Below are 24,924 nucleotides of genomic sequence, written 5' to 3'. Positions count from 1 at the left end.
TCACGGCTGCTCCTCAGGATGAGGACAGAGTTGTCTTGATCCAAAATTCAACCGACGAGCGCCTCGGGCCGATGGTGCTTGCGGGCGACCGGCGGTTCCAGGGACGGGTCGAGATCGGCCTTTTCCAAGGCCACCCGGTTGTCGTGGAAGGCGGCCCCGCCGTAGGGCGCCACCTGATCCCCGCCGGTGAGCGTGTTGATGCCGCGGCCGAAGGGATGGGCGGCATTGGGCCAGATGCCCTCGGCGATGAGCACCCCGCGCCTCACCCCGTCGAAGAGCCTGGCGCGCAGATAGACCTCGCCGCGATGGTTCTTCAGCTTCACCCAGTCGCCGTCGACGATGCCCTGCGGCTGCGCATCGAGCGGGTGGATCATCACCTCGGGCCGTCGCTCCTTCTCCAGCGAGGTCGGCGTCTCGGTGAAGCTGGAATTGAGGAAGTTGCGGGCCGGGCTGGTGGCGAGGCGGAACGGATGCTCCTCCGTCGCCGCCTCGATCACACCCCAATGATCGGGCAGAGCCGGCATGCTCGCCCAGGGTCCCATGGGGCCGTTGTTGTACGACGGTACCCGGGTCCAGTCGGGCTTGAAGCGGAACTTGCCGTCCGGATAGGCGAAGCCCTTGAGGAAATGCGCCTCCTCGAAAGGCGGCTGCGCATCGAAATGGACATGCGCCTCCAGGTTCTCGAGGCTGCCCCAGCCGGAATTGCGCAGCGTCCAGTCGATGATCTCGCGCGGCTCCATGGCGAAGCCGGGATGCTCGGCGCCCAGGCGCTGCGCGAGGCCGCGGAAGACCTCGTGGTTCGAGCGGCACTCGCCGGGCGGGTCGATCAGCTTCGGCCCGACCTGGAAATGCTGGTGCCCGCCGCCGGAATAGAGATCGTCGTGCTCCATGAACATGGTCGCGGGCAGCACGATATCGGCCATCAGCGCCGTCTCGGTCATGAACTGCTCGTGGACGCAGACGAACAGGTCCTCGCGGGCGAAGCCCCGCTTCACGAGCTCCTGCTCCGGCGCCACCGAGACCGGGTTGGTGTTCTGGATCAGCATGGCCTTGACCGGCGGCCCGTTGCAGAGCGCCTCCGCGTCGCCGGTGAGCACGCGGCCGATCTGCGACTGGTCGAGCACGCGGATGCTCTTGTCGATGGCGTCGTGGCCCTCGATCAGCGCCTTGTTCCAATGGAAGATGCCGCTGTTCGAGTGGAAGGCGCCGCCGCCCTCGTATTGCCAGGCGCCCGTCACCGCCGGGATGGACAGGGCCGCATGCATGTTGACCGCGCCGTTGCGCTGGCGCCCGAAGCCGTAGCCGAGTCGGAAGAAGGTGCGCTTGGTGGTGCCCACGAGCCTCGCGAAGGCCTCGATCTCCTCCACCGGCAGCCCGGTGATCCCTGAGGCCCAGGCCGGGTCGCGGGTCCTGAGATGCTGTTCCAGCTCGCGGGGGTGGTCGGTGTAGCGCTCGAGATAATCCCAGTCGGCATAGCCGTCGCGGAACAGCACGTGCATGACCGCGCAGGCGAGCGCGCCGTCGGTGCCCGGCTTCACGAGCAGGGCCATGTCGGCCTGCTTCATGGTGGCGTTGTTGTAGATGTCGACGGCGACGATCTTGGCCCCGCGCTCCTTCCGGGCCCTCATCGCATGGGTCATCACGTTGACCTGGGTGTGAACCGGATTCGTGCCCCAGATCACGATGCAGTCGGACACCGCCATCTCGCGCGGATCGGCGCCCCGCAGATGGCCCGTGCCGGCCACGTAGCCCGTCCAGGCCATGGCGGTGCAGATGGTGGAATACTGGCCGGAATATTTCTTCACGTGCCGCAGGCGGTTGATGCCGTCGCGCATCACGTAGCCCATGGTGCCGGCATAGTAATAGGGCCAGACGGATTCCGTGCCGAACTCCCGCTCCGCCTCCAGGAATTTTTGGGCCACGATGTCCAGCGCCTCGTCCCATGAGATGCGCTCGAACCGGCCCGAGCCCTTCGGGCCGGTGCGGCGCAGGGGATAGAGCAGCCGATCCGGGTTGTGGATGCGCTCCGCATAGCGGGCCACCTTCGCGCAGATCACGCCCGCCGTGTAGGTGTTGGACTTTGCTCCGTGCACCCGGCCGATGGTGCGCCCGTCGATCACCTCCACTTCGAGGGAGCAGACCGAGGGGCAGTCATGCGGGCAGACGGAGGCGCGGCGTTCGATGCGGGGAGCTTGGTTCATGGCGGGCGCATGATGAGGGAAAGGGCGGAAAATGAAAAGGCCGCCAATTCTTCCCTCCCTCTTGCGGGGAGGGATTGAGGGTGGGGTCGGGACGGTGGAGCGCGGCTCTCGATGACGCCCTCAGCGTCGTCACCGGCCTTGTGCCGGTGATCCCGATTGTTTGAAGCGCCTCACCTGTCCGTATCGGGATGGCCGGGACAGGCCCGGCCATGACGGAAAGGTCTCACCCGGTCGCACTACCCCCACCCCTGCCCCTCCCCGCAAGGGGGAGGGGAAAGAACGGGTAACGGCCTCACAATAGAAAAGGCCGCCAGAAGGCGGCCTGATCGGTAAGGGAAAGTTGTTCCCAGGAACTTACCCGACGATCTCGTTGCCCGAGAAGAACTGGGCGATCTCGATCTTGGCGTTCTCGAGGCTGTCGGAGCCGTGGACCGAGTTCTCGCCGATCGACTTGGCGTAGAGCTTGCGGATCGTGCCCTCGGCGGCGCTCTCCGGGTTGGTGGCGCCCATGATCTCGCGGTAGCGGGCGACGGCGTTCTCGCCCTCCAGAACCTGCACGACGACCGGAGCGGAGATCATGAAGTCCACGAGCTCGCCGAAGAAGGGGCGCTCCTTGTGGACCGCATAGAAGGTCTCGGCCTCGCGGCGGCTCATGAGGATGCGCTTCTGGGCGACGATGCGCAGGCCGGCCTGCTCGATGACGGCGTTGATGGCGCCCGTCAGGTTGCGCTGGGTCGCGTCGGGCTTGATGATGGAGAAGGTGCGCTCGATGGCCATGACAACTCGCTTCTGATGAAGAGGGAATGGGAAGTGCGGCGCTTATAGCGGCGAGCCCCCCGGGCCTCAAGCGCCTTTTGCCCTGCCCGCTTGGAAAGCTTGGCCGCCTCCCCTAATCTCCTCCCCATCGGTCCGGCGAAGACCGGCCCAGAGGGAGTTCCTTGAATGAAACACGCCATTCCTGCCGCCTTCGGTCTCGTCCTGCTTGCGCTGCCCGTGCAGGCCCAGCCCGCCGACCCGAGCGGCACCTATCTCAGCGAGAGCGGCGACACCCGGGTGCGCATCGCCAAGTGCGGGGCGGCCTATTGCGGCACCATCATCTCCGTGCAGGGCGAGGCCAAGGACGTGAACAATCCGGATCCGAAGCTGAAGGGCCGCAACCTGGTGGGGGTCCAGATGATCTCCAACATCCAGCCCTCCGGCGACGGCTTCACCGGCCAGCTCTACAATTACAAGGACGGGAAGACCTATACCGGCAAGATGAGCTTTGCCGGCGGCAAGGCCATGCAGCTCTCCGGCTGCGTCCTCGGCGGCCTGATCTGCCGGTCGCAGACCTGGGCGAAGGTGAATTGATGATTTGAGACGGCAGCGTCATCCCGGGGCTGCGGAGCAGAATCCGGGATCGTCCGAAGAGAGTGGCGCTGGAAACCCTCCTCCCCCTTGAGGGGAGGGAAACATGCGCTCGATCCCGAACGCGATCCCGGATCTCCGCCGACGCTTCGTCCGGGATGACGCTCGATCGGGCTGCTACCGCGCCCTCTGCCCGAACAGCACGGCCTGGACCTTCGGGTCCGTCAGGTCGGTCTTGTCCCGGTCCCCGGAGCTCACGGCGATGCCGCGCTGGACCGCCGGGCGGGCCAGAACCGACTCCAGCCAGCGCTTGACGTTCGGGAAGTCGTCGATGTTCTGGCCCTGGCGCTCCCAGAGCTTCGCCCAGGGGGCGATGGCCATGTCGGCGATGGAATACTCGCCCGCCACGAAGTCCCGGTCCGCGAGGCGCTTGTCGAGAACGCCGTAGAGCCGGTTGGTCTCGTTGGTGTAGCGCTCGATGGCGTAGGGCACCTTTTCCGGCGCATAGATGCGGAAATGGTGGGTCTGGCCCAGCATGGGGCCGAAGCCGCCCATCTGCCAGAACAGCCACTGATCGACCTCGACGCGCTTCCTCTCGTCCTGCGGATAGAACCGCCCGGTCTTGCGGCCGAGATATTGCAGGATCGCGCCGGACTCGAACACGGAGATCGGCTGGCCGTCCGGTCCGTCATGGTCCACGATGGCCGGCATCTTGTTGTTGGGCGAGATGGCGAGAAACTCCGGCTTGAACTGGTCGCCCTTGCCGATGTTCACCGGATGGATCGCGTAAGGCAGCCCGCACTCCTCGAGCATGATGGTGATCTTCCATCCGTTCGGGGTCGGCCAGTAATAGAGATCGATCGGGTGCTGCGCGGAATCCGCCATGGAAAGCCTCTCCTTCGGTGACGACAGGGGTCCGTGAGACAGGACGTGGGGACAATAGATCGCGCCTGTCACCCTCGCCTGCAACGAAAATCGGCAGGAACGACCCACGGTAACTCCCAGAGGGCTTGCATACGGCGCCGCTTCGATTCACATACTTTATAACGTTAGAAAATCACGCTGGGGGTGATTCGATGGCCAACCGATATGCAAGCTCCGCCCTTGCCGCCGTGATGACGCTGGCGCTGGCCGGCGTCGCGCAGGCGGCCGAGACCAAGGCGAAGAAGGAGCCGAGCGCGGCCCAGGCGGCCGCCCGCGAGCGCATGAGCAGGTGCAGCCTCGAATGGAAGGAAGCCAAGGCCGGCGGCAAGGTGGCCAAGGACATGAAATGGCCCGCCTTCTGGAGTAGCTGCAACAAGCGCCTGAAGGAAGGCGCGAAGGCTTGAGCGATCCGCTCGGACCGGAGGTTTCCATGAGCTGGTTGTCCCGCATCATCGGCCGAGAGTCCGCGCCTGCCGGCCGGCCCCTGCCGCCCCAGCAGGCTCTCTTCATCCGCCTTGACGGCCAGTCGCTTCCCCCGGCCGTCTACGAGGAATACGGCCTATCGGGCTTCGAGACTCAACTGGAGATCGCCCTCGGCGACTTCGGCTCCCTCGATGGGCATGCCCGCGGGCCGACCGATACGATCATCTATCTCTACGGCCGGGACGCGGAGGCGATGTACCGCGCCGTCGAGCGGGTTCTCAAAACCCATCCCCTCGCCCAGGGCGCCAGCGTGACGATCCGCAAAGGCCCCCCCGGCACCGCCCGCCACGAGATCCGCACGCTCAATTGACGGGGCCTTACAGCTTCTTCTTGAAGCCCTCGTGGCTGCGGGAGAAGCCCAGGCGCTCGTAGAAGCGGTGGGCGTCCTTTCGGACCTTGTTGGAGGTGAGTTCCATCGCCCGCGCGCCCTGAGCGCGGGCATGCTCCTCCGCGAAGGCCATCATTCTGGCGCCGATGCCGGCGGAACGGCGCGCAGCCTTGACCTTCACGCTCTCCACCTTCACCCGCAGAGCGCCGCGCCCGGTGAGATTGGGGATGAAGGTAAGCTGGAACGTGCCGACGATCTCGCTGCCATCCACCGCCACGAACAGCCGGTTCTCGGGACTGCGCCGGATGGCGGCGAAGGCGGCCTCGTAGGCGGGCTTCGTCTCGGGCAGCCAAGCATCGCCATGCTGGCCCATCTCGTCCTCCTCGTGCAGGCGGATGATCGCTTCGAGATCGTCCGCCTGCGCCTCGCGGATCGTAAGGACGCTCATGCGGCGGCGCGGGATTGCGGCGGCAGCAGGTCCGTGGGGCGCCTGAACCCGGGCAGCGCCTCGAGCCGTTTCACCCAGGCGGTGACGTCGGCGTAAGGCGCGAGATCGACGGCAGCATCCGCCGCATAGACCAGCACGCCGTAGATATCGATGTCCGCGATGGTCGCGTTCTCGCCGACGATCCAGTTGCTGCCCGACAGGTGCCGGTCGAGGGTCTTGAGCGCCAGGGCCGCATTGGTCGCGCAGAGCTCGAGGGTTTCCTCCCCGCCCTTGAAGAACCCGGCCCGGATGCCGCGGGATCGGTAGATGGACGGCGCCAGGCGGTCGAAGTCCCAATAGAGCCACTCCCGGGCCTGGAGACGCTCGTCCAGGGTCGCGCCGCCGAACTTGCCCAGCGTGTCGGCCAGATATTCCAGGATCGCCGCGGACTGGCACAGGTGGCGGCCGTTGTTGCGATCGACCAGGAGCGGAACCTGTCCGTAGCGCTGCCTGGCAAGGTAGGCCGGCTGCTTGTGCTCGCCGGCCATGAGGTTCACGTGCACGTAGTCGAAGGGCTCGCCCGCCAAGGCCAGCATGAGGCCGACCTTATAGGTCGGTCCGGACAGGAAGACGCCATTGAGTTCGAACCGTGCCGGCATGTCGGAAGCCCCTGAAGCGATGCTGATGCCCGCAACCCTAGACGGCTCTTTTCGAACAGGAAAGAACCTCCCGGCAAAGAGCCGTGATCTAGCGCAGAGCACAGGCAGATTATATGACAGATCATTGCATGAGACGGCCGCACCGGTCGATCGGGGGAATCCCAGTGCGCGCCAAGGACTTCGCCTTCTTCCTGTCCCTCTTCTTCGCCCGTTTGGCGGACCAGATGCTGCTGTTCCTGGTCCCCCTCGTGGTGTTCCAGATCACCCAGAGCGCTTCCCTCTCGGGGCTGGCCTTCTTCATCGAGACCCTGCCCCGCTACCTGCTGTTCTCGGTCTGCGGGATCCTGTGCGACCGCCGGTCGCCGATGTCCCTGCTGGTCATCAGCCAGAGGTTCCGCCTGCTCACCTGCGCCGTGGGCGTTGCCGGCCATGAGCTCCTTGGTGGCATCGGCTGGCTGGTCGCTCTCTCAGCGGTCTGCGGCATCCTCTCGACGCAAGGGTTCTTGGCCCGCGAGGTGATGCTGCCGCAGATCTTCAGGCAGCAGCGGTTCGAGAAGGTCCTGTCCTACTCGCAGCTCGGCGACCAGCTCGGGATGGTCATCGGGCCGTTGCTGGCGGCCGCCCTCCTCGGCCTGTGTCCATGGCAGGTCGTGGTCGGCATCACGGCGTTCCTGTTCCTGCTGGCGGATCTGGGCCTCACCCTGTGGCATCGCTCGAGCCGGATCGAGCTCGCCCCGCCGGAGGCGGCCCATGACAGCTGGGTCGATCCTTTCCGCATCGCCTTGAAGCACATCTGGCATCTGCCCGGACTGAGACGAGCCGCTGCGCTGTCGGCCGGGCTGAACTTCGTCTTCGGCGCGACGCTGGCCACTTCCGCCGCGATGGTGACGGGCATTCATGGGCAGTCCGAGCAGAGCTACGCGCTTCTGCAGACCGCCAGCGCCGTCGCGAGCATCGCGATCCTGACAGTCCTGGCGCACGTCATCATCCCCTTGAGGGCAATGGGAGCGATTGGCTACACGGCGATCTTCATCGGCGGCCTGCTGACGGCCATCAGCCCCAATTACGGGATCTATGCCGCAGGCTACGTTCTCGTCCTCGGCTTCGACAGGATGTTCACCATCTATCTCAGGAGTCTGCGCCAGAAGATCATTCCCCAGAAGGATTTCGGCAAGACCACCGGTGCAATGATCACCGTCAACAATCTGTCGCAGCCTCTGGCCGGGCTGCTGGTGGGCCTGTTCTCGGGCCCGGAAGGGCCGGCCCTGGTGATCGGCGGGATCTCGCTGGTGATGGGTTTCATCGGCGTGATCGTCGCCATCGGCGCGGCACCTGTTCTCAAGCAGGCAAACAGATAGGAGATCTCATGCCGGGCATGGAACGCGAACGAAAGCTCCTGCAGCAGGCCGTCGCCGTCTTGGCCGTCATTCCCGTCGGGACGGGGCTCTACGGCGTGCTGTTCGGTCAGGCGCTCACGGGCGATGCGGTGAGCGTCTCGGCGGAGAGCCATTTCCGCTATCTCTCGGGCCTGCTGCTCGGCATCGGCCTCGGCTTCTGGAGCACCCTGCCCTCCATCGAGATCCGCACCGGCCGCTTTCGGCTGCTGACATTGCTCGTGGTGATCGGGGGCCTGAGCCGCCTGATCGGCCTGGCGCTCACGGGTGTCCCTTCCCTTTTCATGCTGGGAGGGCTGATCGTGGAGCTCGCCGTCGCGCCCATCCTCTGCCTCTGGCAGACCCGGGTCGCCAACCGGTATGCGGAGGAATACGGGGTGGCGGAGGCGTAAGCCCTTCCCACCGGCGGCCGCCTCCCGGCTGGCTGCCCTGACATTGCCAGATTGCAGGTGCACCCTGTCCTGCTGGGACATGCGGCCGGAGGCGCTGTTGCGCGACGTGCCGGCGAGCGTTTCGCATGACCATGACGCCTTGGGCCGGCTTGCCCCGACGGAGGCTGCCCTATGAACGAGCACGAAAAACTTCTCACAATCCTCCGGCAATCTGCCGATGCCGATATCGTCGGTGCCTTCGAGCGCATGATCCAGGCTGCGCCGGACCATGAGTTGAGCCGCATCAATGCGCCTGCCTTCGCGGCCAAGCACGGCTTCGACGAGGAGCGCGTGATCTCCGCCTTCCTCCACGCCTCAAGGCTCGGGCTGTTCGAGATGTCATGGAACGTTCTCTGCCCGGGATGCGGTGGCGTGCTCGATACCGGCATGAGCCTGAAATCGGTCAACCGGGAGGAGTACACCTGCGCTCTCTGCGCCGCAGGCTACGAGCCGACCCTCGACGAGATGGTGGAGGTGACGTTCACGGTGAGCCCACGGATCCGCAAGATCGCCGCTCACGACCCGGACAGCCTTCCGATGCACGAATACATGCGCCAGATCTTCTGGGGCTCCGGCCTCGACCTACCCGGAGGTTTCGAGCGCATGATGGACGAGATCATTCTCGACGCTGTCGAGCTCCCGCCTGGCGAACGGGCGATCATGTCCCTGCAGCTCCCGGAGGAGTTCGTGATCGTTTTCGAGCCTGTCACCCACGCGGCTCAGTTCATCGACGTGCAGGGCGAGTCGACCCGCGAGCGTCAGAGCCTGTCGCTCGTGATCAATGAAACACATCCGCAGAACCAGACTCTCGTCATGCGTCCAGGCCCTCTGCGCATCTCCATCGAGAACCGAACGAACAGGCGCGCCCTGCCCTCGGTCTGGGTAGCCAGCGACGCCCTGCACCACATGCTGAAGCGGCGCCGTTCCTTTCTGACGGCGAAGCGCCTGCTCACCAACCAGACGTTCCGGGACCTTTACAGAACCGAAACCCTCGACGTCGATCAGCGCCTCAAGATCATGAGCCTCACCTTCCTCTTCACCGATCTGAAAGGCTCGACCCAGCTCTACGAGCGCGTGGGCGATCTTGTGGCTTATGACCTCGTTCGGTCTCACTTCCGTGTTCTGAACGAGATCGTCGCCTCCGAGTCCGGCGCAGTGGTGAAGACCATCGGCGATGCGGTGATGGCCACCTTCCCGACCCCAGACCATGCAATCTCGGCTGCGCTGCGGATGCGCGAGGCGATGCGCCGCCTCAACGAGGAGCGTGGAAGCGAGGACCTGCTGCTCAAGATCGGCATCCATGAAGGGCCGTGCCTCGCCGTGACGCTGAACGACCGGCAGGACTATTTCGGCCAGACGGTAAACATCGCCTCCCGCGTACAGGGGCTCGCCATGTCGCGCTCGATCTTCGCGACGGGTTCCGTGGTCGAGAATGCAGGAGCCTCGCGCATCATCGAGAAGCAGGGCCTTCAACCGACGCTACAGAGGACAGCTCTGCGCGGGCTCAAGGAAGAGCTTTCGGTTTATGAGATTCCGTGATGCCCATCTTGATTGTCATGTTAGGGCTTTCAGCGGAGCCCGGCCTCCATAACCACTGAAAGTGCAAAATGAGGGGCGAGGATGTTCGCATCCCTTGGGACGTCGTGCCCATGAATTGCGACGCCTTTGGCGCGGCCTTCCGCGTCGCCCTCCGCCTGAGCAATCCCGAAATGGCAGTGCAACGTGTATCTGCGGCTCTCGAAATCAAAGCCGCTTCTCGAATCCGTACTCCGCCGACCGGGATATGTCTTCGAGCTGCCTCCGGCCTTCCTGCACATATCCCAACCGCCTGTAGAGCCGGTGGGCCGTGACGAAGCGCGTGTCCGACCACAGGATCATGCGCGTGGCGCCCTTGGCCAGCGCGTGGCTCTCCGCCTGCCGCACAAGGAGCGAACCCAGACCCCGTCCGCGTTGATCAGGGCGAACGTAGAGCCGGTGCAGTTCGGCCGTGCCATCCTCCGGAAAATCCACGGCCACGCAGGCGCAGACGCGTCCGCGCTCGTCCTCGACCGCCCAGAACGCCCCATCAGTCTCAGCATAGGAGGTGCTGGGCGCATGGAGATCCGGCAGCTCGCCATGCGGATCGACGAAGCAGCCGGGATACTCGGCATAGCAGATCGCGATCAGCCCGAAGAGATCCTGCGCGTCCTCGTCGCGAACGGGGCGCACCGAAGGATGTCTCGGCTCGTCGGGCAACGCAGCCTGGTGTTGGATCATTTCATCACCCGATCGTCGTCGACAGAGCGGTCGCAGCGGATCGGCGCCGACCGGTGAGGATTCGGCGGACTCTGTCGGTGTGGCGCTCCGTCGCTTGAGCGAAGAGATGCGCCGCGACGAGCGCAACGGCCACGAGGGCTGCAAAGGCGGCATAAGCGACGAAGCCGGGCTGGACCAGCGCCGCCGGCCAGCCGAACCGCTCGAGGAGGGCTCCGGCAAAGACCGTCACCGGCACATGGATGAGATAGAGCGAGTACGAAAAATCGGCTCCGATACGCACGGGCCGCTGGAGCGGACACCAGGTCAGGAGGCGCGCATTGGCGATGGCAAGGGCGGTTCCCAGGCCGACTGCGAGGTCGGTGACGACCGGCGGCACCACCTGCAGGCGTGAGACGACGAGGCCGATGCCGATCAAGCCGATGCCGCCGAGGCCGATGCCGATGGGCATGGCCCCGCCCCGCGCCGACTGCGCCGCGGCTGCGCCTGCCAGCCATATCGCGAGCCACGGCACCCACTTCATCAAGCCCCCGGCCAACCAGGTCACACCCGCAACGAGGACCGCCGCCGCGCACAGCCGCACGAAAACGGGCCACTTGGCGAGGACGAGGCCGAAGAGCAGCGGGGCCAGGAGATAGAAAACCCACTCGTAGCCAAGCGACCAGAGCGGCGGATTTGGCCCGAGCGGCCTGCAGAAGATGCCCTGCACAGCCGCGAGGTTGCAGGCCATCTGCGTCCAGTTCCACTCCGAGGTGAGGCCGATGGGCATGAGGGGCCGCTCGCCGTAGAAACGGGTATCGGTCAGAAGAGCGCGTCCGGTCCCGTCGAGCAGCAGCGTCAGGGCCAGAGCCGGCAGGAGCACGAGGTAGATGCGGACGAAGCGGCTGAGGAGATAAGACTTGGGATCGAACCGCCCGCCGCGGATCGCGCGCCATGCCGCGCCCCCGACCAGAAAGCCGCTCACCGCGAAGAAGACGGCAACGCCCTCCCGGTGGATGCCGGTGAGGAAGTAAAACGCCTTCGTCGCGAGGTCAGCCTGGGCGACGTCCTGAAACCCTGCGAAGAGCAGCCCGCGCGTGTGCCCGAACAGCACGAGGAAGGCGGCGGCGCAGCGCAGCAGGTCGAGGAACGGCCAGTGCGGCGCTCCCGGAGAAACGGCAGAAGCGCCGCCAGACCGCCCGCACGCGCTCATGCGCCGTCCCTATGCCGCTGCCCCACGCGAAGGCTCCTGATCACTCGATCCCGAGCTTCTTCTTGAGGATCTCGTTGAGGGCCTGCGGGTTGGCCTTGCCGCCGGTGGCCTTCATGGTCTGGCCGACGAACCAGCCGAGGAGCGTGGGCTTCGCCTTCGCCTGCTCCACCTTGTCGGGATTGGCGGCGATGATCTCGTCCACGGCCTTCTCGATGGCTCCCGTATCGGTCACCTGCTTCATGCCGCGCTTCTCGACGATCTCGCGCGGGTCGCCGCCTTCCGTGAAGACGATCTCGAACAGGTCCTTGGCGATCTTGCCGGAGATCACCCCCTCGCCGATGAGGTCGATGATGGCGCCGAGCTGCGCGGCCGAAACCGGCGAGGCGGAGATGTCCTTGCCTTCCTTGTTCAGGCGGCCGAAGAGCTCGTTGATGATCCAGTTTGCGGCGGCCTTGCCGTCGCGGCCCTTCGCCACCTCCTCGAAGAAGTCGGCGGAGGCGCGCTCGGCCACCAGCACGCCCGCATCATAGGGCGTGAGGCCGTAATCGGCCATGAAGCGGGCCTTCTTCTCGTCGGGCAGCTCCGGCAGGTGGCGCGCCAGCTCGTCCACATAGGCCTGGTCGAACTCGAGCGGCAGCAGGTCCGGATCCGGGAAGTAGCGGTAATCGTGCGCCTCTTCCTTGGAGCGCATGGAGCGGGTCTCGCCCTTGCCCGGATCGTAGAGGCGGGTTTCCTGCTCGATCGTGCCGCCGTCCTCCAGGATCGCGATCTGGCGGCGCGCCTCGTACTCGATGGCCTGGCCGATGAAGCGGATGGAGTTGACGTTCTTGATCTCGCAGCGGGTGCCGAACTCCTCGCCCGGGCGGCGCACGGAGACGTTCACGTCGGCGCGGAGGTTGCCCTTCTCCATGTCGCCGTCGCAGGTGCCGAGATAGCGCAGGATCGTGCGCAGCTTGGTCACATAGGCGCGGGCTTCGTCCGCCGAGCGCAGGTCCGGCTTCGACACGATCTCCATCAGGGCCACGCCGGAGCGGTTGAGATCGACGAAGCTCATGGTCGGGTGCAGGTCGTGGATCGACTTGCCCGCATCCTGCTCGAGATGCAGGCGCTCGATGCGCACGGTGATCGTCTCGCCGGTCTCCGGCACGTCCACGATCACCTCGCCCTCGCCCACGATGGGGCTCTTGTACTGGCTGATCTGGTAGCCCTGCGGCAGGTCCGGGTAGAAGTAGTTCTTGCGGTCGAAGGTGCTGCGCAGATTGATCTGCGCCTTGAGGCCCAGCCCCGTGCGGATGGCCTGGCGCACGCATTCCTCGTTGATCACGGGCAGCATGCCGGGCATGGCCGCGTCCACCAGGGAAACGTGGCTGTTCGGGTCGCCGCCGAAGGCCGTCGAGGCGCCGGAGAACAGCTTGGCTTGGCTCGTCACCTGGGCATGGATCTCCATGCCGATGACGATCTCCCAGTCGCCTGTCGCGCCTTTGATAAGCTTCTTGGGGTTGACCGGAGCGTTCATGAGCCTTGCGCCTTTATTTCTCGCCGTTTGAAGCCCGGAGTACGAGCGGCGCTTGAACGGGTCAACCCCCCTCAAGATGAATGGACGTTCAGAATGATGACTCAATTGTTAAGATGAGAACCAATTTATGCACAGATATCGACAATAATTGCCACGCTCCGATGAAACCGCTCCCGACGTTCGGCGTTGAACGGGAGGTAAAACGGTCAAGGAGCTTCGAAAATGGCTATGGATCCCATGGATCGCGAACCCAACGTCTACAATCGCGAGACGAATGTCTACGATAACTCGAGCCGTGGCTCGAACACTCTTGCTTACGTGATCGGCGGTCTTGTTATCGCGCTGGGTCTGCTCGCCTTCCTGTTCTACGATGGCGGCAGCAACGAGCCGAGCACGACCGGCAGCACGGCCGGCCAGACGCAGAGCTCTTCGCCGAGCACCGGCACGACCGGCTCGGGCGCTGCTGGCGGCTCGACCTCGGCTCCGGCTCGCCCGACCACTCCGGCTCCGGCCGCTCCGGCCACCCCGGCCCCGCAGCAGTAACGAAACGTCTCGCGTCACACTGCGCAGGATGGGCCTGACCTCATGGTCGGGCCCATTCCTTTTGGCCCCGCGCTCCCCGCCTGCGCAAGGAACCCGGCGGACTCGTGAGCGGTTACGCTTGCACGAGCCCTTCCAGCCGCCCGCACGTCAGGAGCCCGAGATGGCGAGCAAGTCGAACTTCACCCCTGAGGAATGGTCCCGCCTCGTCGCGAGCCCCGTGGTGGCCAGCATGGCGATCACCGCGGCGGATCCGGGCGGGCTGTGGAGCCTGCTGCAGGAATCCATGTCGAGCGGCTGGGCCCTGCTCGAGGCCAAACAGGACGCCCAGGCCACGCCCCTCGTGAAGGCCGTGGCCGACGACATCACCAACGCCGAGACGCGCAATGCCGTGCGCGAGTCGTTCCAGAGCCAGTTCAAGGGCAGCCAGTTTGCCGACGTGAAGCGCAAGGCCATCGAGGAACTGCACGCGATCTCGAGCCTGCTCGACGCCAAGGCGCCCGACGAGGCGGCCGCTTTCAAATCCTGGCTGTGGAGCGTGGCGCAGAAATCGGCGGAGGCCGGCAAGGAAGGCGGATTCCTCGGCTTCGGCGGCATTGCGGTCAGCGATGCCGAGAAGGCGACGCTCGCCGAAATCGCCACCGCCCTCGGCAACCCGGCCGGTTCCGGCGCGGGGCTCGCCGAGACCTAGCCTCTCGCGAGCCTCTTCGCGGCATAGGCGCCGCTGGCCCAGAGCATGGCGGCGATCCAGCGGACGGGGAAGAGCGTCAGCCCGTCCGAGCGCACCGGGGCGACCCAGGGCAGCCCTAAGCCGCTGACGGTCCACGACACGAGGACGGATCCGCCGAAGGCGGCGAGCGCGACGATCAGGACCTTGCCGAACTGGTCGGCCTTCCAGCCGAGCCAGACCGCGATGAGGATCAGGACCGGATCGAAGGCCGCGGGCAGCCAGTCCCAGAGGGTGACGACGGGGACGGTCGGACCCACGCCGCTCACGCCCACCAGGCCTGGGGCAGCTTGATGCGGCCGGCGGAATCCTCGATCACCTGGCCTGCGGCGAAGAGGGTCTCCTCGTCGAAGGCGCGGCCGATGAGCTGGAGGCCGAGCGGCAGGCCCTGGGCGTCCAGGCCGGCCGGCACGGCGATGCCCGGCAGGCCGGCCATGTTCACGGTCACGGTGAAGATGTCGTTGAGGTACATCTCGACCGGATCGCCCGAGCCCTTCTCGCCGATGCCGAAGGCGGCGGACGGGGTGGCCGGTGTCAGGATGGCGTGAATTCCTTTAGCATAGACTTCCTCGAAGTCGCGCTTGATCAGGGTGCGCAGCTTCTGGGCCCGAACGTAATAGGCGTCGTAATAGCCCGCCGAGAGCACATAGGTGCCGATCATGATGCGGCGCTTGACCTCGCGGCCGAAGCCGGCGGCGCGGGTCTTCTCGTAGAGATCGACGATGTCCCGGCCGTTCTCGCGCAGGCCGTAGCGCACGCCGTCGTAGCGGGCGAGGTTCGAGGAGGCCTCGGCGGGGGCCACGATGTAATAGGCCGGGAGCGCATACTTGGTATGCGGCAGCGACACCTCGACGATCTCGGCGCCGGCAGCCCGCAGCCATTCGGCGCCCTGGTGCCAAAGCTTCTCGATCTCGGGCGACATGCCGTCGATCCGGTATTCCTTCGGAATGCCGATCTTCAGCCCCTTCACGCCGCGGGAGACGGCCGCCTCGTAATCCGGCACCGGCAGATCCACGCAGGTGGTGTCCTTCGGGTCGGGGCTCGCCATGGAGCGCAGCATGATGGCCGAGTCGCGCACGGTGCGGGTGATGGGGCCTGCCTGATCGAGGGAGGAGGCGAAGGCCACCGTGCCCCAGCGGGAGACGCGCCCGTAGGTCGGCTTGATGCCGACCGTGCCGGTGAAGGCCGCCGGCTGGCGGATGGAGCCGCCCGTGTCGGTGGCGGTGGCGCCGAGGCAAAGATGGGCAGCGACGGCCGCCGCCGAGCCGCCCGAGGAGCCGCCGGGAACCAGATGCGTGCCCTCGACCTGGCCGGAGGCGCCCGCGCTCACGTTCGAGCCCTCGCGCCGCCAGGGCGACACGACGGGGCCGAAGGCGCTGGTCTCGTTGGAGGAGCCCATGGCGAACTCGTCCATGTTGAGCTTGCCGAGCATCACCGCGCCGTCGTCCCAGAGATTCTTGGTGACGGTGGATTCGTAGGGCGGGTTGAAGTTGGCGAGGATCTTCGAGCCGGCGGTGGAGACCACGCCCTCCGTGCAGAACAGGTCCTTGATGCCGAGCGGTATGCCCTCGAGGGCGCGAGCCTCGCCCCTGGCGATCCTCTCGTCGGAAGCCCTGGCCATGGCGAGCGCCTTCTCGGGCGTCTCGAGCACATAGGCGTTGAGCGCTCTCGCCTTCTCGATGGCCTCCACATGGGCCTGGGCGAGCTCGGTCGCGGAGAAGGACTTGGCCTTCAGGCCGTCGCGGGCCTCGGCAATCGTGAGATGGGTCAGTTCGGTCACTGGATCATCCTCGTCATCCCGGACGCTGCCCTGCAGCGATCCGGGATCGTCTGGAAGCGATACTGGTTTTGGCGATCCCGGCTCTCCGCAGGCGCTGCGGCCGGGATGACGTTGCTATTCAACGACTTTGGGCACGAGGAAGAAGTTGTCTTCCGTGGCGGGAGCGTTCCGGACGATCTTCTCCGGATAGCCGCCGTCGGTGACGCCGTCCTGGCGCTTCTTCATGACCATGGGGGTGACGGAGGTCATGGGCTCGACGCCCTCCACGTCAACCTCGTTGAGCTGCTCGACGAAGGAGAGGATGGCGTTGAGCTCGCCCTGGAGATGGGGCACCTCCTCATCCGTCACGGCAATGCGCGCCAGATGGGCGATGCGGCGGACCGTTTTCTCATCGACCGACATGGATGGTCATACCCCTTGGATATCTGCTGGCGCGGGCTATAGCACCCGCCCGCGCCGGGGGGCAACGGCGGATGTGGGCTCCTCATTGTGATTCCCGGCCGGAGATGGCGCAGCCATCGGAGGGGAAGGGAAGCCACCTGCACGTTTGGCGCTATGGATCCCCTTCCCTCGCTCCGCTCGCCGGGGATGACACCCTCTCCGTCATGGCCGGGCCTGTCCCGGCCATCCCGATGATGCGAGGCTCGGCGCTTCATGCAATCGGGATCACCGGCACAAGGCCGGTGATGACGTGGAGGGTAGGCCCTAAACCGTCACGCCCACCGTCTTGTGCGGCACCACCACCTGGATGCCCTTGCCGTCGAGGGCCGCCACGAACCGGTCGGCGTTGGGCACCAGCGGCGGGAAGGAGGCGTAGTGGCAGGGGATGGCCGCCTTCGCGCGGCCGAAGTAGCGCTCCACCGCCAGAGCCGCCACCTCGGGGCCCATGGTGAAGCGGTCGCCGATGGGCACGATCACCACGTCCGGCTGATGGATCTCGGCGATCAGGGCCATGTCGCCGAAGATGTCCGTGTCGCCCATGTGGTAGATCGTCGGCTCGCCGGGCGCCTTCACGATCACCCCGTTGGCGTTGCCGAGCGGGAAGTTCACGTCCATTTCGACGAGGCCCGCCGAGTGGTCCGCCCGGACCAGGGTCACGGTGAATCCGCCCTGGTCCGTGGTGCCGCCCGTGTTCATGGGATCGAAGTTCCCGAGCCCCTGCTTGGCCAGGTACATGCAGAGCTCGAAGTTCGTGACCACCTTGGCTCCGGTCGCCTTCGCGATGTCGAGGGCGTCGCCGACATGGTCCCCGTGCCCGTGGGTGATGAGGATGTGGGACACGCCCTCCACGATCTTCGCCCTGTCGCCCTGGAAGGCGGGGTTTCCCGTGAAGAAGGGATCGATGAGCACGGCCTTTCCGGCGAAGTCGAGCCGGAAGGCGGAATGTCCGAACCACGTGATTTTCATGGAAAGTCCCTCGTTTTCGGCCAGATGAAATGGAGCGGCTTTTGCGCCCGACCATGTTCCAAAGGAACAAAACGCAGGGTCGGGCTTTAAGAAGCTAAGCAATAAACATCAAGCCTGCAGGAGGATAGCCATGCCACGCCTCATCGCCAGCTTCGGCCTTGCCGCCGGAATCCTTGCCTCGGCCAGCGCCTGGGCGGTCGAAATCTCCATCTCGTGCAGCGCGCTCGGCAAGGAGCACGAGATCTGCAAGCAGGGCGTCGATGCCTGGGCGAAGAGGACTGGCAATACGGTCAAGATCGTCTCCACTCCCAATTCCGCCACCGAGCGGCTCGCTCTCTACCAGCAGCTTCTGGCCGCCGGCGCGTCCGACATCGACGTGTTCCAGATCGACGTGGTCTGGACCGGCATCCTGGCCGATCACCTGGTCGACCTCTCCGCCAAGGGCGCGGCCGACATCGACGATCACCTGCCCGCCATGGTCGAGACGAGCCGCGTCAACGGCAAGCTGATGGCGATGCCCTGGTTCGCCGATGCGGGCCTGCTCTACTACCGCCAGGATCTTCTCGACAAGTACAAGCGCCCGGTGCCGCAGACATGGGCAGACCTCACGGAGACCGCCCGCATCATCCAGGACGGCGAGCGCAAGGAGGGGCGCGGCGACTTCTGGGGCTATGTCTGGCAGGGCCGCGCCTATGAGGGCCTGACCACCAACGCGCTGGAATGGGTGGCCTCCTTCGGCGGCGGCACCGTCGTCGACGACAAGGGCGAGGTCACGATCGAGAACCCCAAGGCCGCGGAGGCCCTGAAGACCGCCGCCGGCTGGGTCGGCACCGTCACGCCCGAGGGCGTGCTCAACTACACGGAGGAGGAATCCCGCGGCGTCTTCCAGGCGGGCAACGCCGCCTTCATGCGCAACTGGCCCTATGCCTGGGCGCTGGCGCAAGGGGCCGACAGCACCATCAAGGGCAAGGTCGGCATCGCGCCCCTGCCGAAGGGCGGCCCCGACGGGCGCCACGCCGGCACCCTCGGCGGACAGCTTCTCGCCGTGTCCAAGTACTCCAAGAATGCGGATGCCGCGACCGATCTCGTCCTGTACCTGACGGGGCAGCAGGAGCAGAAGCGCCGTGCGGTCGAGGGCTCGTTCAACCCGACCATCGTGTCGCTCTACAGCGATGCGGACATCGCCAGGGCCAACCCGTTCATCGGCGATCTCGTGGACGTGTTCACCAACGCGGTCGCCCGCCCCGCCACCGCGACGGGCCAGAACTACAACAAGGTCTCGACCGAGTTCTTCAACGCGGTGCATCAGGTGCTGTCGAAGCGCGCCGAGCCCGCGCAGGCGCTGGGCCGCCTCGACCGTGACCTGAAGCGGATCAAGCGCGACGGCTGGAAGTAGGCATGACCAGTGCGGTGGCTCAAGGAAACGTCTCCGTGCCGCAACAGGCACGGGGACGACGCTCGTCACTGACGCGGTCGCGCATCCGGTCCGCTTGGGCTTTCATCGCACCGAGCCTGATCATCCTCGCGCTCATCGCCGGCTGGCCCCTGGCGCGGACGATCTGGTTCAGCTTCACCGACGCCAACCTCAATAACCTGAGCGATTACGAATTCATCGGGTTCGAGAACTACCTTGCCAACTACGACGGCGAATGGCTCGGGCTTCTGACCGATCCCGACTGGTGGCATTCCGTCTGGAACACGGTGTGGTTCACCCTCGTCTCCGTGTCCATCGAGACCGTGCTGGGGATCATCGTGGCGCTGATCCTCAACGCCGCCTTCCCGGGTCGCGGCCTCATGCGGGCGATCATCCTCATTCCCTGGGCGATCCCGACCATCGTGTCCGCCAAGATGTGGAACTGGATGCTCCACGACCAGTTCGGCGTCATCAACGATCTCCTGTTACGCCTCGGCCTGATCGCTGCGCCCATGACCTGGACGGCCAATGCGGATACGGCTTTATGGGCCGCCGTCATGGTGGATGTCTGGAAACACACCTCCTTCATGGCCCTGCTCATCCTGGCAGCCCTGCAGATGCTGCCGCAGGACATCTATGAGGCCGCCAAGGTCGACGGCGTTTCCCCCATCCGCGTGTTCTTCCGCATCACCCTGCCGCTGATCAAGCCGGCCCTGCTGGTTGCGGTGATCTTCCGCTCCCTCGATGCGTTGCGCGTCTTCGATCTCATTTACGTGCTGACCTCGAACGCGCGCGACACGGCGTCCATGTCGATCTATGCGCGCCAGCAGCTCGTGGATTTCCAGGAGGTGGGCTTGGGTTCCGCCGCCTCTACGCTGATCTTCCTCATCATTGCTATCATTGTCGTCATCACCCTGGCGGCCGGACGCGTGCGCCTCGGGGAGGATCCACGATGAAAATCGTCACCCGCATCGGCTTCTGGCTTCTCGTGATCGCCATCGGCCTCTTCGCGCTCTTCCCGCTTTACTATGCGATCATCTCGTCCTTCCGCTCGGGCGCCGCGCTGTTCACCATCGCCTACCTGCCGGAGCGCTTTGATCCCACCAATTACATCGCCGTCTTCGAACGCCAGCCCTTCGGCCAGAACATTCTCAATTCCATCATCGTCGCCGGATCCGTGGTCGCCATCTCGCTGGCGCTCGGCATGACCGCAGCCTATGCCTTCGGGCGCATCCCTTTCCGGGGACGCGGGCTTCTGCTGATGACCATTCTCGCCGTGTCGATGTTCCCGCAGGTGGCCGTGCTGTCCGGCATGTTCGAGCTCATCCGCAGCCTCGGGCTCTACAACACCCTGCCGGGCCTGATCCTCGCCAATCTCATGCTCACCCTGCCCTTCACGATCTGGGTGCTCACCACCTTCATGCGCGAGCTGCCGAAGGAGATCGAGGAGGCGGCTTTCGTGGATGGCGCGACGCCCTGGATCGTGGTGCGGCGCGTCTTCCTGCCGCTCATGGCGCCGGCGGCCGTCACGACGGGGCTTCTCGCCTTCATCGTCTCCTGGAACGAGTTTCTCTTCGCCCTCACCTTCACCCTCACGAACGAGCGGCGCACCGTGCCGCCCGCCATCGCCCTCATGACCGGCTCGACGGCCTACGAGCTGCCCTGGGGAACGATCATGGCGGCCTCCGTCATCGTGACCCTGCCGATCATCGCGCTGGTGCTCGTGTTCCAGCGCAAGATCGTGGCGGGCCTCACGGCCGGCGCGGTGAAGGGTTAGTCAAGGATGCTGCCCAATGGCTGACGTGGTTCTCAAGAACGTCCATAAATCCTTCGGACGCACCGCCGTGATCCACGGCGTCGACCTTCATGTGCGCGACGGCGAGTTCGTGGTCTTCGTCGGCCCCTCCGGCTGCGGGAAGTCGACGCTCCTGCGCCTCATCGCAGGGCTGGAGGACATCACCGCGGGCGACCTCCTCATCGACGGCCAGCGGGTGAACGACCTCGCGCCCGCCAGGCGCGGCATCGCCATGGTGTTCCAGTCCTACGCGCTCTATCCGCACATGAACGTCTACGACAACATGGCCTTCGGGCTGGAGCTGGCGAAATCGTCGAAGGCTGAGATCGACCGCAAGGTGCGCGAGGCCGCGCGCCTGCTGCAGATCGAGCAGCTCCTCGACCGCAAGCCGCGCCAGCTCTCCGGCGGCCAGCGCCAGCGCGTCGCCATCGGCCGCGCCATCGTGCGGGAGCCGAAGGTCTTTCTCTTCGACGAGCCGCTCTCCAACCTCGACGCGGCGCTTCGCGTGCAGACCCGCATCGAGATCGCCAAGCTCCACAACGACATGCGTGCGACGATGATCTACGTCACGCACGATCAGGTGGAGGCGATGACTCTGGCCGACCGGATCGTCGTGCTCAACGGGGGCCGCATCGAGCAGGTGGGCACGCCGCTCGATCTCTATCACCGCCCGGCCAACCTGTTCGTGGCGGGCTTCATCGGCTCGCCGCAGATGAACTTCGTCCCGTGCCAGGTCGCCGGCCTCGGACCCGGCGAGGTTCTCGTGAGCCTGCCCGGCGGCGGCACCCTGGCCGTGCCGGTCCAGCCGGACGGCGTGACGACGGGAGAGCCCGTCACCCTCGGCATCAGGCCCGATCACGTCAGGATCCGCTCCGAGGGCGCGCTCGGCGGCCGCGTCGAGCTGGTGGAGGAGCTCGGCGAGAATCATCTTCTCCATGTCGATGCCGGCCAGGGCCGCCTCACCATCCGCGAGCCCGGCGATGCCCGGCACGAGGTGGGGAGCACGGTGAGGTTCGACCTGACCCGCGAGTTCTGCCACCTGTTCCGGCGCAGCGGCGAAGCGCTGCCCTCCCGAACCGGCGCTGCGAGCCCCGCCCCCTCCTCACCCAACCTGAGCAGCAGCGCCGCCTGATCTCGACGCCGGGCGACTTCCTCTATACTGGCTGTGTTCCCGCAGGCGGCACGAGGAGGAGGCCCATGATTTCCAAGGATGACGAGCTGGTCGCCTTCATCGACGGCCTGGCTCCGCGCGCCCGCCTCATGGGGATCGATCTCGGCACCAAGACCATCGGCCTGGCTCTCTCCGACGTGGAGCGGCGGATCGCGACGCCCCTCGAGACGATCAAGCGGGTGAAGTTCACGCCCGATGTCGGACGGATCAAGGACCTCGTCGCCCGCTACGAGGTCGGCGGCCTCGTCTTCGGGCTGCCGCTCAACATGGACGGGACGGAGGGCCCGCGCTCGCAGGCGACCCGCGCCTTCGTTCGCAACCTCAAGCCCCTCCTGCCCCTGCCGGTGCTGTTCTGGGACGAGCGCATGTCCACCATGGTGGTGACGCGCACCCTCCTCGATGCGGATGCCTCCCGGGCCAAGCGGGCGGACGCGGTGGACAAGATGGCCGCCGCCTACATCCTGCAGGGAGCGCTGGACCGCTACGAGCGGATCGCCGCCGATGCGGCGGAGGCGGAGGACGAGGCGGCCGCCAGGACCGGCCTCGGGATGGAAACCCCACCCGGAGGCGGCGCCATGAACGAATGAGGCGCGGATCCGCCTCCCGCCGCTCCAGGCCGTGCAGGAAGGATTGCAGCGCCTCCCGGCGTCGATTTCCAGGCTTGACGCCACGCCAAAAGCCTCCTATCTCACCGCCACCACAGGCGCTGATCGAGACCTCGGCCGTTGGGACACGCTCCCGAACGATCGGAGGCATGAGCAGCTTCGGTGGGGGATAGTTTAATGGTAGAACAGCGGACTCTGACTCCGTTAGTCTTGGTTCGAATCCAGGTCCCCCAGCCATTCCAGTCTGTTTCCCCAAAATTCGCTTGAAGGTTCGAAGAGGGCCGCATCATCGGACGGCGTCCGGTGCCAGACCTGTCAAGCGGGAGCGGTCGAGCTTGCTCCGAAGCGTGAGCAGAACCCGATGGGAAACTTTGGTCGAAGGCGCCGAACGCTTGATTTTGCAAATCCGCGCCACAGGTAGCAGCTATCGCCAGTTCTGCCTGCGAGGAGCGCCTTGTTCGAGCGACGGCTGAAACGCACCTTCCTGCTCGACCGTGCGGTCGATGGAAGCTTGATCGCGACGGCCATAACGGCAGCCCTCGCAGCGTTCCTGATCTGCTGCCAGCTTCCCTGAAACGCCGGGTCGTAACCCTGCTGGAGAAGGGTGAGCCGCAGGCCTACCCCCCAAAACCTTCAACGGTTCAAAAGGAGATCTCCTTTTGAACCGCGTCCTTGCTGGGGACACTCATGTCGTGAGGCGGTTATATTCCCAGAAGTGAGCCATCACTCACACTGCGAGCACCGTCCATGCGTATTCTGAGTCTATGCGCCCTTGCCGCATCCCTTCTCCTCCCAGGAAGCGCCCTTGCGCAGAGCGGAGGGTGGGCTTCGACACCCCAGGGGAAAGCGCGCTGGGATGCCTGCTACAAAGAGACGAGACTGATCTACCGGACCCGCAACATGTCCTTGAGCGACTACCGGGCCACCATCAAGGATGCCCGTCGCGGGCACATGCGAATCTGCATGACCAGGGCCAATCCTCCCGCACCCGTGCGGGTCGCGGTTCCGACGGACACTCATCCCGAAAGCTCACTGGTGAGCTGGGCGGGCAGCCCTTGAGCATGCATCTGCCTTTCCTGTGCCGCGCCTGAAGAGGGCGCGGCATCGAGGGACAGCTCGTCCGAGAAGGTGAGAGGCACACGTCGGCGACCGGCCGGCACCCAAAGCTTCAGCCCGATGTCAGCCTAGTCCTGCAGTCTCAACCCTGCGTCGAAGCAGGGGATGATGAGCACGGGGCGCAGGTCCTCCCCGACGATTTCGATCATGATGTCCCTGCTGTAATCCGGGGGCATGGCGGCCCAATGCTGCAGGAGCGCCCGCACGATCTTCAGGGCCTCGGCCTCGGCGGCCGCGATGTCGGGCAGTTCGATCCCGCTCGGGTCCTCGTCGATGCCGAAATGGCTTCTGATGTCGATATAGTATCGGGGCACGCTTTCCCCCTGCCCGCCCTGAGAAATGAGCGAAGGTTTTTCGCCCATTCATCTTTACCTATGCTAATCCGACGCCTCCGCTTCTGAAATACACCCTGAATCCCCGTGCACTCTTTCGGACGACCCTGCCGCCCATCAGGGCTGAACCGGGACTGTGTCTGGATCGCAGCGGGCAACGATGCGTTGACGAGGAACAGACACCATGCGGGACGCCCGATGTTCATACCCTGGATGAAGCTTGCCACCGACACCACGATGCTGGCCTTCGAGGCCCAGACGGTGATCTGGACCCGTCTGTCGCAGGCCGCCCTCGGGCAAGGATCCCCTGCCGAGAACCTGCTCATGGTGACGGAGAAGGTAACCGCCTTCGCCGAAGCGGCCGCCGTGATCGCGGCCGGCGGATCGGCCCACAAGGTGGTGAAGGGGTACCGCAGGAAGGTGCGGGCCAATGCGAAGCGGCTGCGCCGTCCGCAGCGACTCAGCCGCTAGCCGCGACTAGCGGGGCGTGACCGTATCCGGATTGGACGGGATCTGCTTGATCGTCTCCTTGCCGGCGCTGCGGCCCGGCGCGTTCTCCGGATCGGAGTGGGTTTCCCGCAGGGCGAAGAAAATGACGACGACCGCCAGCGCCACGAGCGCGAGGGCGGTCCAGTTGCGAGGGTTCATGAAGCTCTCCTGACGAATGCGAAGGCTGAACTCGGGCACGAGTCCGAGGTTCCGGCGAGATGACCCTCACGGTGAGCCTCTTTGTTCGGAGGGGATCTGCACCTCGTAGGGCCGGCGCAGCCCGGTGCGTCAAAATGTCAGGAGGTTGAGTATTCACGACCAAGCTCGGCCGTGCTCGCGCCTGAAAATGGCTGTTTTTCAACCGAAACTTTATTTCAATCGGCCGCAGCCTTG

At 65.6% G+C, this 24,924-nt stretch carries 28 protein-coding genes and 1 tRNA gene; 15 read left to right on the top strand and 14 right to left on the bottom strand.

Features of this window, described 5'->3' with window-relative positions:
• Window positions 1–47: 47 nt before the first annotated feature.
• The gene (locus tag GR303_RS01270) at window positions 48–2,201 is read right to left on the bottom strand and encodes a molybdopterin-containing oxidoreductase family protein (protein WP_161721591.1); all 2,154 of its coding nucleotides are present in this window, start codon (window positions 2,199–2,201) and stop codon (window positions 48–50) included.
• 354 nt (window positions 2,202–2,555) lie between these two features.
• The gene (ndk, locus tag GR303_RS01265) at window positions 2,556–2,978 is read right to left on the bottom strand and encodes a nucleoside-diphosphate kinase (RefSeq protein WP_161721590.1); all 423 of its coding nucleotides are present in this window, start codon (window positions 2,976–2,978) and stop codon (window positions 2,556–2,558) included.
• A 165-nt stretch (window positions 2,979–3,143) separates the two neighbouring features.
• Here ndk and GR303_RS01260 point away from each other — a divergent pair, with 165 nt between their 5' ends.
• The gene (locus GR303_RS01260) at window positions 3,144–3,551 is read left to right on the top strand and encodes a DUF2147 domain-containing protein (protein ID WP_161721589.1); all 408 of its coding nucleotides are present in this window, start codon (window positions 3,144–3,146) and stop codon (window positions 3,549–3,551) included.
• Between the two features lie 174 nt (window positions 3,552–3,725).
• Here GR303_RS01260 and GR303_RS01255 read toward each other — a convergent pair whose 3' ends face one another.
• The gene (locus GR303_RS01255; protein ID WP_161721588.1) at window positions 3,726–4,433 is read right to left on the bottom strand and encodes a glutathione S-transferase N-terminal domain-containing protein; all 708 of its coding nucleotides are present in this window, start codon (window positions 4,431–4,433) and stop codon (window positions 3,726–3,728) included.
• 191 nt (window positions 4,434–4,624) lie between these two features.
• Here GR303_RS01255 and GR303_RS01250 point away from each other — a divergent pair, with 191 nt between their 5' ends.
• Together GR303_RS01250 and GR303_RS01245 are read left to right on the top strand one after the other, a co-directional pair.
• Window positions 4,625–4,876, top strand: a complete 252-nt coding sequence (locus GR303_RS01250) for a hypothetical protein (RefSeq protein WP_161721587.1) — start codon at window positions 4,625–4,627, stop codon at window positions 4,874–4,876.
• A 26-nt stretch (window positions 4,877–4,902) separates the two neighbouring features.
• Window positions 4,903–5,265 (top strand): hypothetical protein, encoded by a 363-nt coding sequence (locus tag GR303_RS01245; protein WP_161721586.1) that lies wholly within the window; start codon window positions 4,903–4,905, stop codon window positions 5,263–5,265.
• A 7-nt stretch (window positions 5,266–5,272) separates the two neighbouring features.
• Here GR303_RS01245 and GR303_RS01240 read toward each other — a convergent pair whose 3' ends face one another.
• A complete protein-coding gene (locus GR303_RS01240; RefSeq protein WP_161721585.1) occupies window positions 5,273–5,731 on the bottom strand; it encodes a GNAT family N-acetyltransferase in 459 nt (152 codons plus the stop codon).
• Window positions 5,728–6,369, bottom strand: a complete 642-nt coding sequence (locus tag GR303_RS01235) for a glutathione S-transferase family protein (protein ID WP_161721584.1) — start codon at window positions 6,367–6,369, stop codon at window positions 5,728–5,730. Before GR303_RS01235 ends, GR303_RS01240 begins: the two co-directional genes overlap by 4 nt.
• 164 nt (window positions 6,370–6,533) lie before the next feature.
• On the opposite strand from GR303_RS01235, the gene GR303_RS01230 reads away from it, so the two are divergent.
• The 3 genes from GR303_RS01230 to GR303_RS01220 all read left to right on the top strand — a co-directional run bounded on the left by GR303_RS01230 (window position 6,534) and on the right by GR303_RS01220 (window position 9,733).
• The gene (locus GR303_RS01230; RefSeq protein ID WP_201751845.1) at window positions 6,534–7,727 is read left to right on the top strand and encodes an MFS transporter; all 1,194 of its coding nucleotides are present in this window, start codon (window positions 6,534–6,536) and stop codon (window positions 7,725–7,727) included.
• Between the two features lie 17 nt (window positions 7,728–7,744).
• A complete protein-coding gene (locus GR303_RS01225; RefSeq protein WP_161721582.1) occupies window positions 7,745–8,155 on the top strand; it encodes a DUF4345 domain-containing protein in 411 nt (136 codons plus the stop codon).
• 171 nt (window positions 8,156–8,326) lie between these two features.
• The gene (locus GR303_RS01220; protein WP_161721581.1) at window positions 8,327–9,733 is read left to right on the top strand and encodes an adenylate/guanylate cyclase domain-containing protein; all 1,407 of its coding nucleotides are present in this window, start codon (window positions 8,327–8,329) and stop codon (window positions 9,731–9,733) included.
• Window positions 9,734–9,937: 204 nt separating this feature from the next.
• On the opposite strand, the gene GR303_RS01215 is transcribed toward GR303_RS01220, so the two are convergent.
• Genes GR303_RS01215 through gatB form a run of 3 tightly spaced genes read right to left on the bottom strand, consistent with a single transcriptional unit; the run spans window position 9,938 to window position 13,155 of the window.
• The gene (locus tag GR303_RS01215) at window positions 9,938–10,450 is read right to left on the bottom strand and encodes a GNAT family N-acetyltransferase (RefSeq protein ID WP_161721580.1); all 513 of its coding nucleotides are present in this window, start codon (window positions 10,448–10,450) and stop codon (window positions 9,938–9,940) included.
• Window positions 10,451–10,454: 4 nt separating this feature from the next.
• On the bottom strand, window positions 10,455–11,639 hold the full coding sequence (locus tag GR303_RS01210; RefSeq protein ID WP_161721579.1) for an acyltransferase family protein: 1,185 nt from the start codon (window positions 11,637–11,639) through the stop codon (window positions 10,455–10,457).
• A gap of 40 nt (window positions 11,640–11,679) precedes the next feature.
• Window positions 11,680–13,155, bottom strand: coding sequence for an Asp-tRNA(Asn)/Glu-tRNA(Gln) amidotransferase subunit GatB (gatB, locus tag GR303_RS01205; protein ID WP_161721578.1), 1,476 nt, complete (start codon window positions 13,153–13,155; stop codon window positions 11,680–11,682).
• Window positions 13,156–13,377: 222 nt separating this feature from the next.
• On the opposite strand from gatB, the gene GR303_RS01200 reads away from it, so the two are divergent.
• Window positions 13,378–13,698, top strand: coding sequence for a hypothetical protein (locus tag GR303_RS01200; RefSeq protein WP_161721577.1), 321 nt, complete (start codon window positions 13,378–13,380; stop codon window positions 13,696–13,698).
• A gap of 160 nt (window positions 13,699–13,858) precedes the next feature.
• Entirely contained in the window at window positions 13,859–14,386 is a 528-nt protein-coding gene (locus GR303_RS01195; RefSeq protein ID WP_161721576.1) for a hypothetical protein, read from the top strand.
• Here the strand turns inward: GR303_RS01195 and GR303_RS01190 are convergent.
• The 4 genes from GR303_RS01190 to GR303_RS01175 form a co-directional block, all read right to left on the bottom strand.
• Complete coding sequence (locus tag GR303_RS01190) at window positions 14,383–14,682, bottom strand: hypothetical protein (protein WP_425487088.1); 300 nt, start codon at window positions 14,680–14,682, stop codon at window positions 14,383–14,385. The genes GR303_RS01195 and GR303_RS01190 overlap by 4 nt on opposite strands.
• Before the next feature lie 5 nt (window positions 14,683–14,687).
• Window positions 14,688–16,202, bottom strand: a complete 1,515-nt coding sequence (gene gatA / locus GR303_RS01185) for an Asp-tRNA(Asn)/Glu-tRNA(Gln) amidotransferase subunit GatA (RefSeq protein WP_161721574.1) — start codon at window positions 16,200–16,202, stop codon at window positions 14,688–14,690.
• A gap of 114 nt (window positions 16,203–16,316) precedes the next feature.
• On the bottom strand, window positions 16,317–16,604 hold the full coding sequence (gene gatC, locus GR303_RS01180) for an Asp-tRNA(Asn)/Glu-tRNA(Gln) amidotransferase subunit GatC (protein WP_161721573.1): 288 nt from the start codon (window positions 16,602–16,604) through the stop codon (window positions 16,317–16,319).
• Window positions 16,605–16,907: 303 nt separating this feature from the next.
• Window positions 16,908–17,609, bottom strand: coding sequence for a metal-dependent hydrolase (locus tag GR303_RS01175; RefSeq protein WP_161721572.1), 702 nt, complete (start codon window positions 17,607–17,609; stop codon window positions 16,908–16,910).
• Window positions 17,610–17,739: 130 nt separating this feature from the next.
• On the opposite strand from GR303_RS01175, the gene GR303_RS01170 reads away from it, so the two are divergent.
• The 6 genes from GR303_RS01170 (at window position 17,740) to GR303_RS01145 (ending at window position 22,831) form a co-directional block, all read left to right on the top strand.
• Window positions 17,740–19,005 (top strand): ABC transporter substrate-binding protein, encoded by a 1,266-nt coding sequence (locus GR303_RS01170; RefSeq protein WP_161721571.1) that lies wholly within the window; start codon window positions 17,740–17,742, stop codon window positions 19,003–19,005.
• Between the two features lie 2 nt (window positions 19,006–19,007).
• Complete coding sequence (locus GR303_RS01165; protein ID WP_161721570.1) at window positions 19,008–19,979, top strand: carbohydrate ABC transporter permease; 972 nt, start codon at window positions 19,008–19,010, stop codon at window positions 19,977–19,979.
• Window positions 19,976–20,800 carry a carbohydrate ABC transporter permease gene (locus GR303_RS01160; RefSeq protein ID WP_161721569.1) on the top strand — a complete coding sequence of 275 codons (825 nt, stop codon included), beginning with the start codon at window positions 19,976–19,978 and terminating at the stop codon, window positions 20,798–20,800. The genes GR303_RS01165 and GR303_RS01160 overlap by 4 nt, the downstream gene beginning before the upstream one ends.
• A gap of 16 nt (window positions 20,801–20,816) precedes the next feature.
• Window positions 20,817–21,950: an ABC transporter ATP-binding protein gene (locus GR303_RS01155; RefSeq protein ID WP_161721568.1), complete on the top strand. Its 1,134-nt coding sequence runs from the start codon at window positions 20,817–20,819 to the stop codon at window positions 21,948–21,950.
• 65 nt (window positions 21,951–22,015) lie between these two features.
• On the top strand, window positions 22,016–22,576 hold the full coding sequence (gene ruvX, locus GR303_RS01150) for a Holliday junction resolvase RuvX (protein WP_161721567.1): 561 nt from the start codon (window positions 22,016–22,018) through the stop codon (window positions 22,574–22,576).
• Between the two features lie 181 nt (window positions 22,577–22,757).
• Window positions 22,758–22,831 (top strand) — tRNA-Gln (locus tag GR303_RS01145).
• A 947-nt stretch (window positions 22,832–23,778) separates the two neighbouring features.
• Here GR303_RS01145 and GR303_RS01140 read toward each other — a convergent pair.
• Window positions 23,779–24,024: a DUF6894 family protein gene (locus tag GR303_RS01140; RefSeq protein ID WP_161721566.1), complete on the bottom strand. Its 246-nt coding sequence runs from the start codon at window positions 24,022–24,024 to the stop codon at window positions 23,779–23,781.
• A 216-nt stretch (window positions 24,025–24,240) separates the two neighbouring features.
• Here GR303_RS01140 and GR303_RS01135 point away from each other — a divergent pair, with 216 nt between their 5' ends.
• Complete coding sequence (locus tag GR303_RS01135; protein WP_161721565.1) at window positions 24,241–24,513, top strand: hypothetical protein; 273 nt, start codon at window positions 24,241–24,243, stop codon at window positions 24,511–24,513.
• A 6-nt stretch (window positions 24,514–24,519) separates the two neighbouring features.
• On the opposite strand, the gene GR303_RS01130 is transcribed toward GR303_RS01135, so the two are convergent.
• Complete coding sequence (locus tag GR303_RS01130) at window positions 24,520–24,690, bottom strand: hypothetical protein (protein ID WP_161721564.1); 171 nt, start codon at window positions 24,688–24,690, stop codon at window positions 24,520–24,522.
• Between the last annotated feature and the right edge of the window lie 234 nt (window positions 24,691–24,924).

The sequence above is a fragment of the Microvirga arsenatis genome (assembly GCF_009910705.1).
GTDB lineage: Bacteria > Pseudomonadota > Alphaproteobacteria > Rhizobiales > Beijerinckiaceae > Microvirga > Microvirga arsenatis.
Note: the sequence above shows the minus strand (reverse complement) of the source record. Positions and strands in the feature narration are given on the sequence as shown.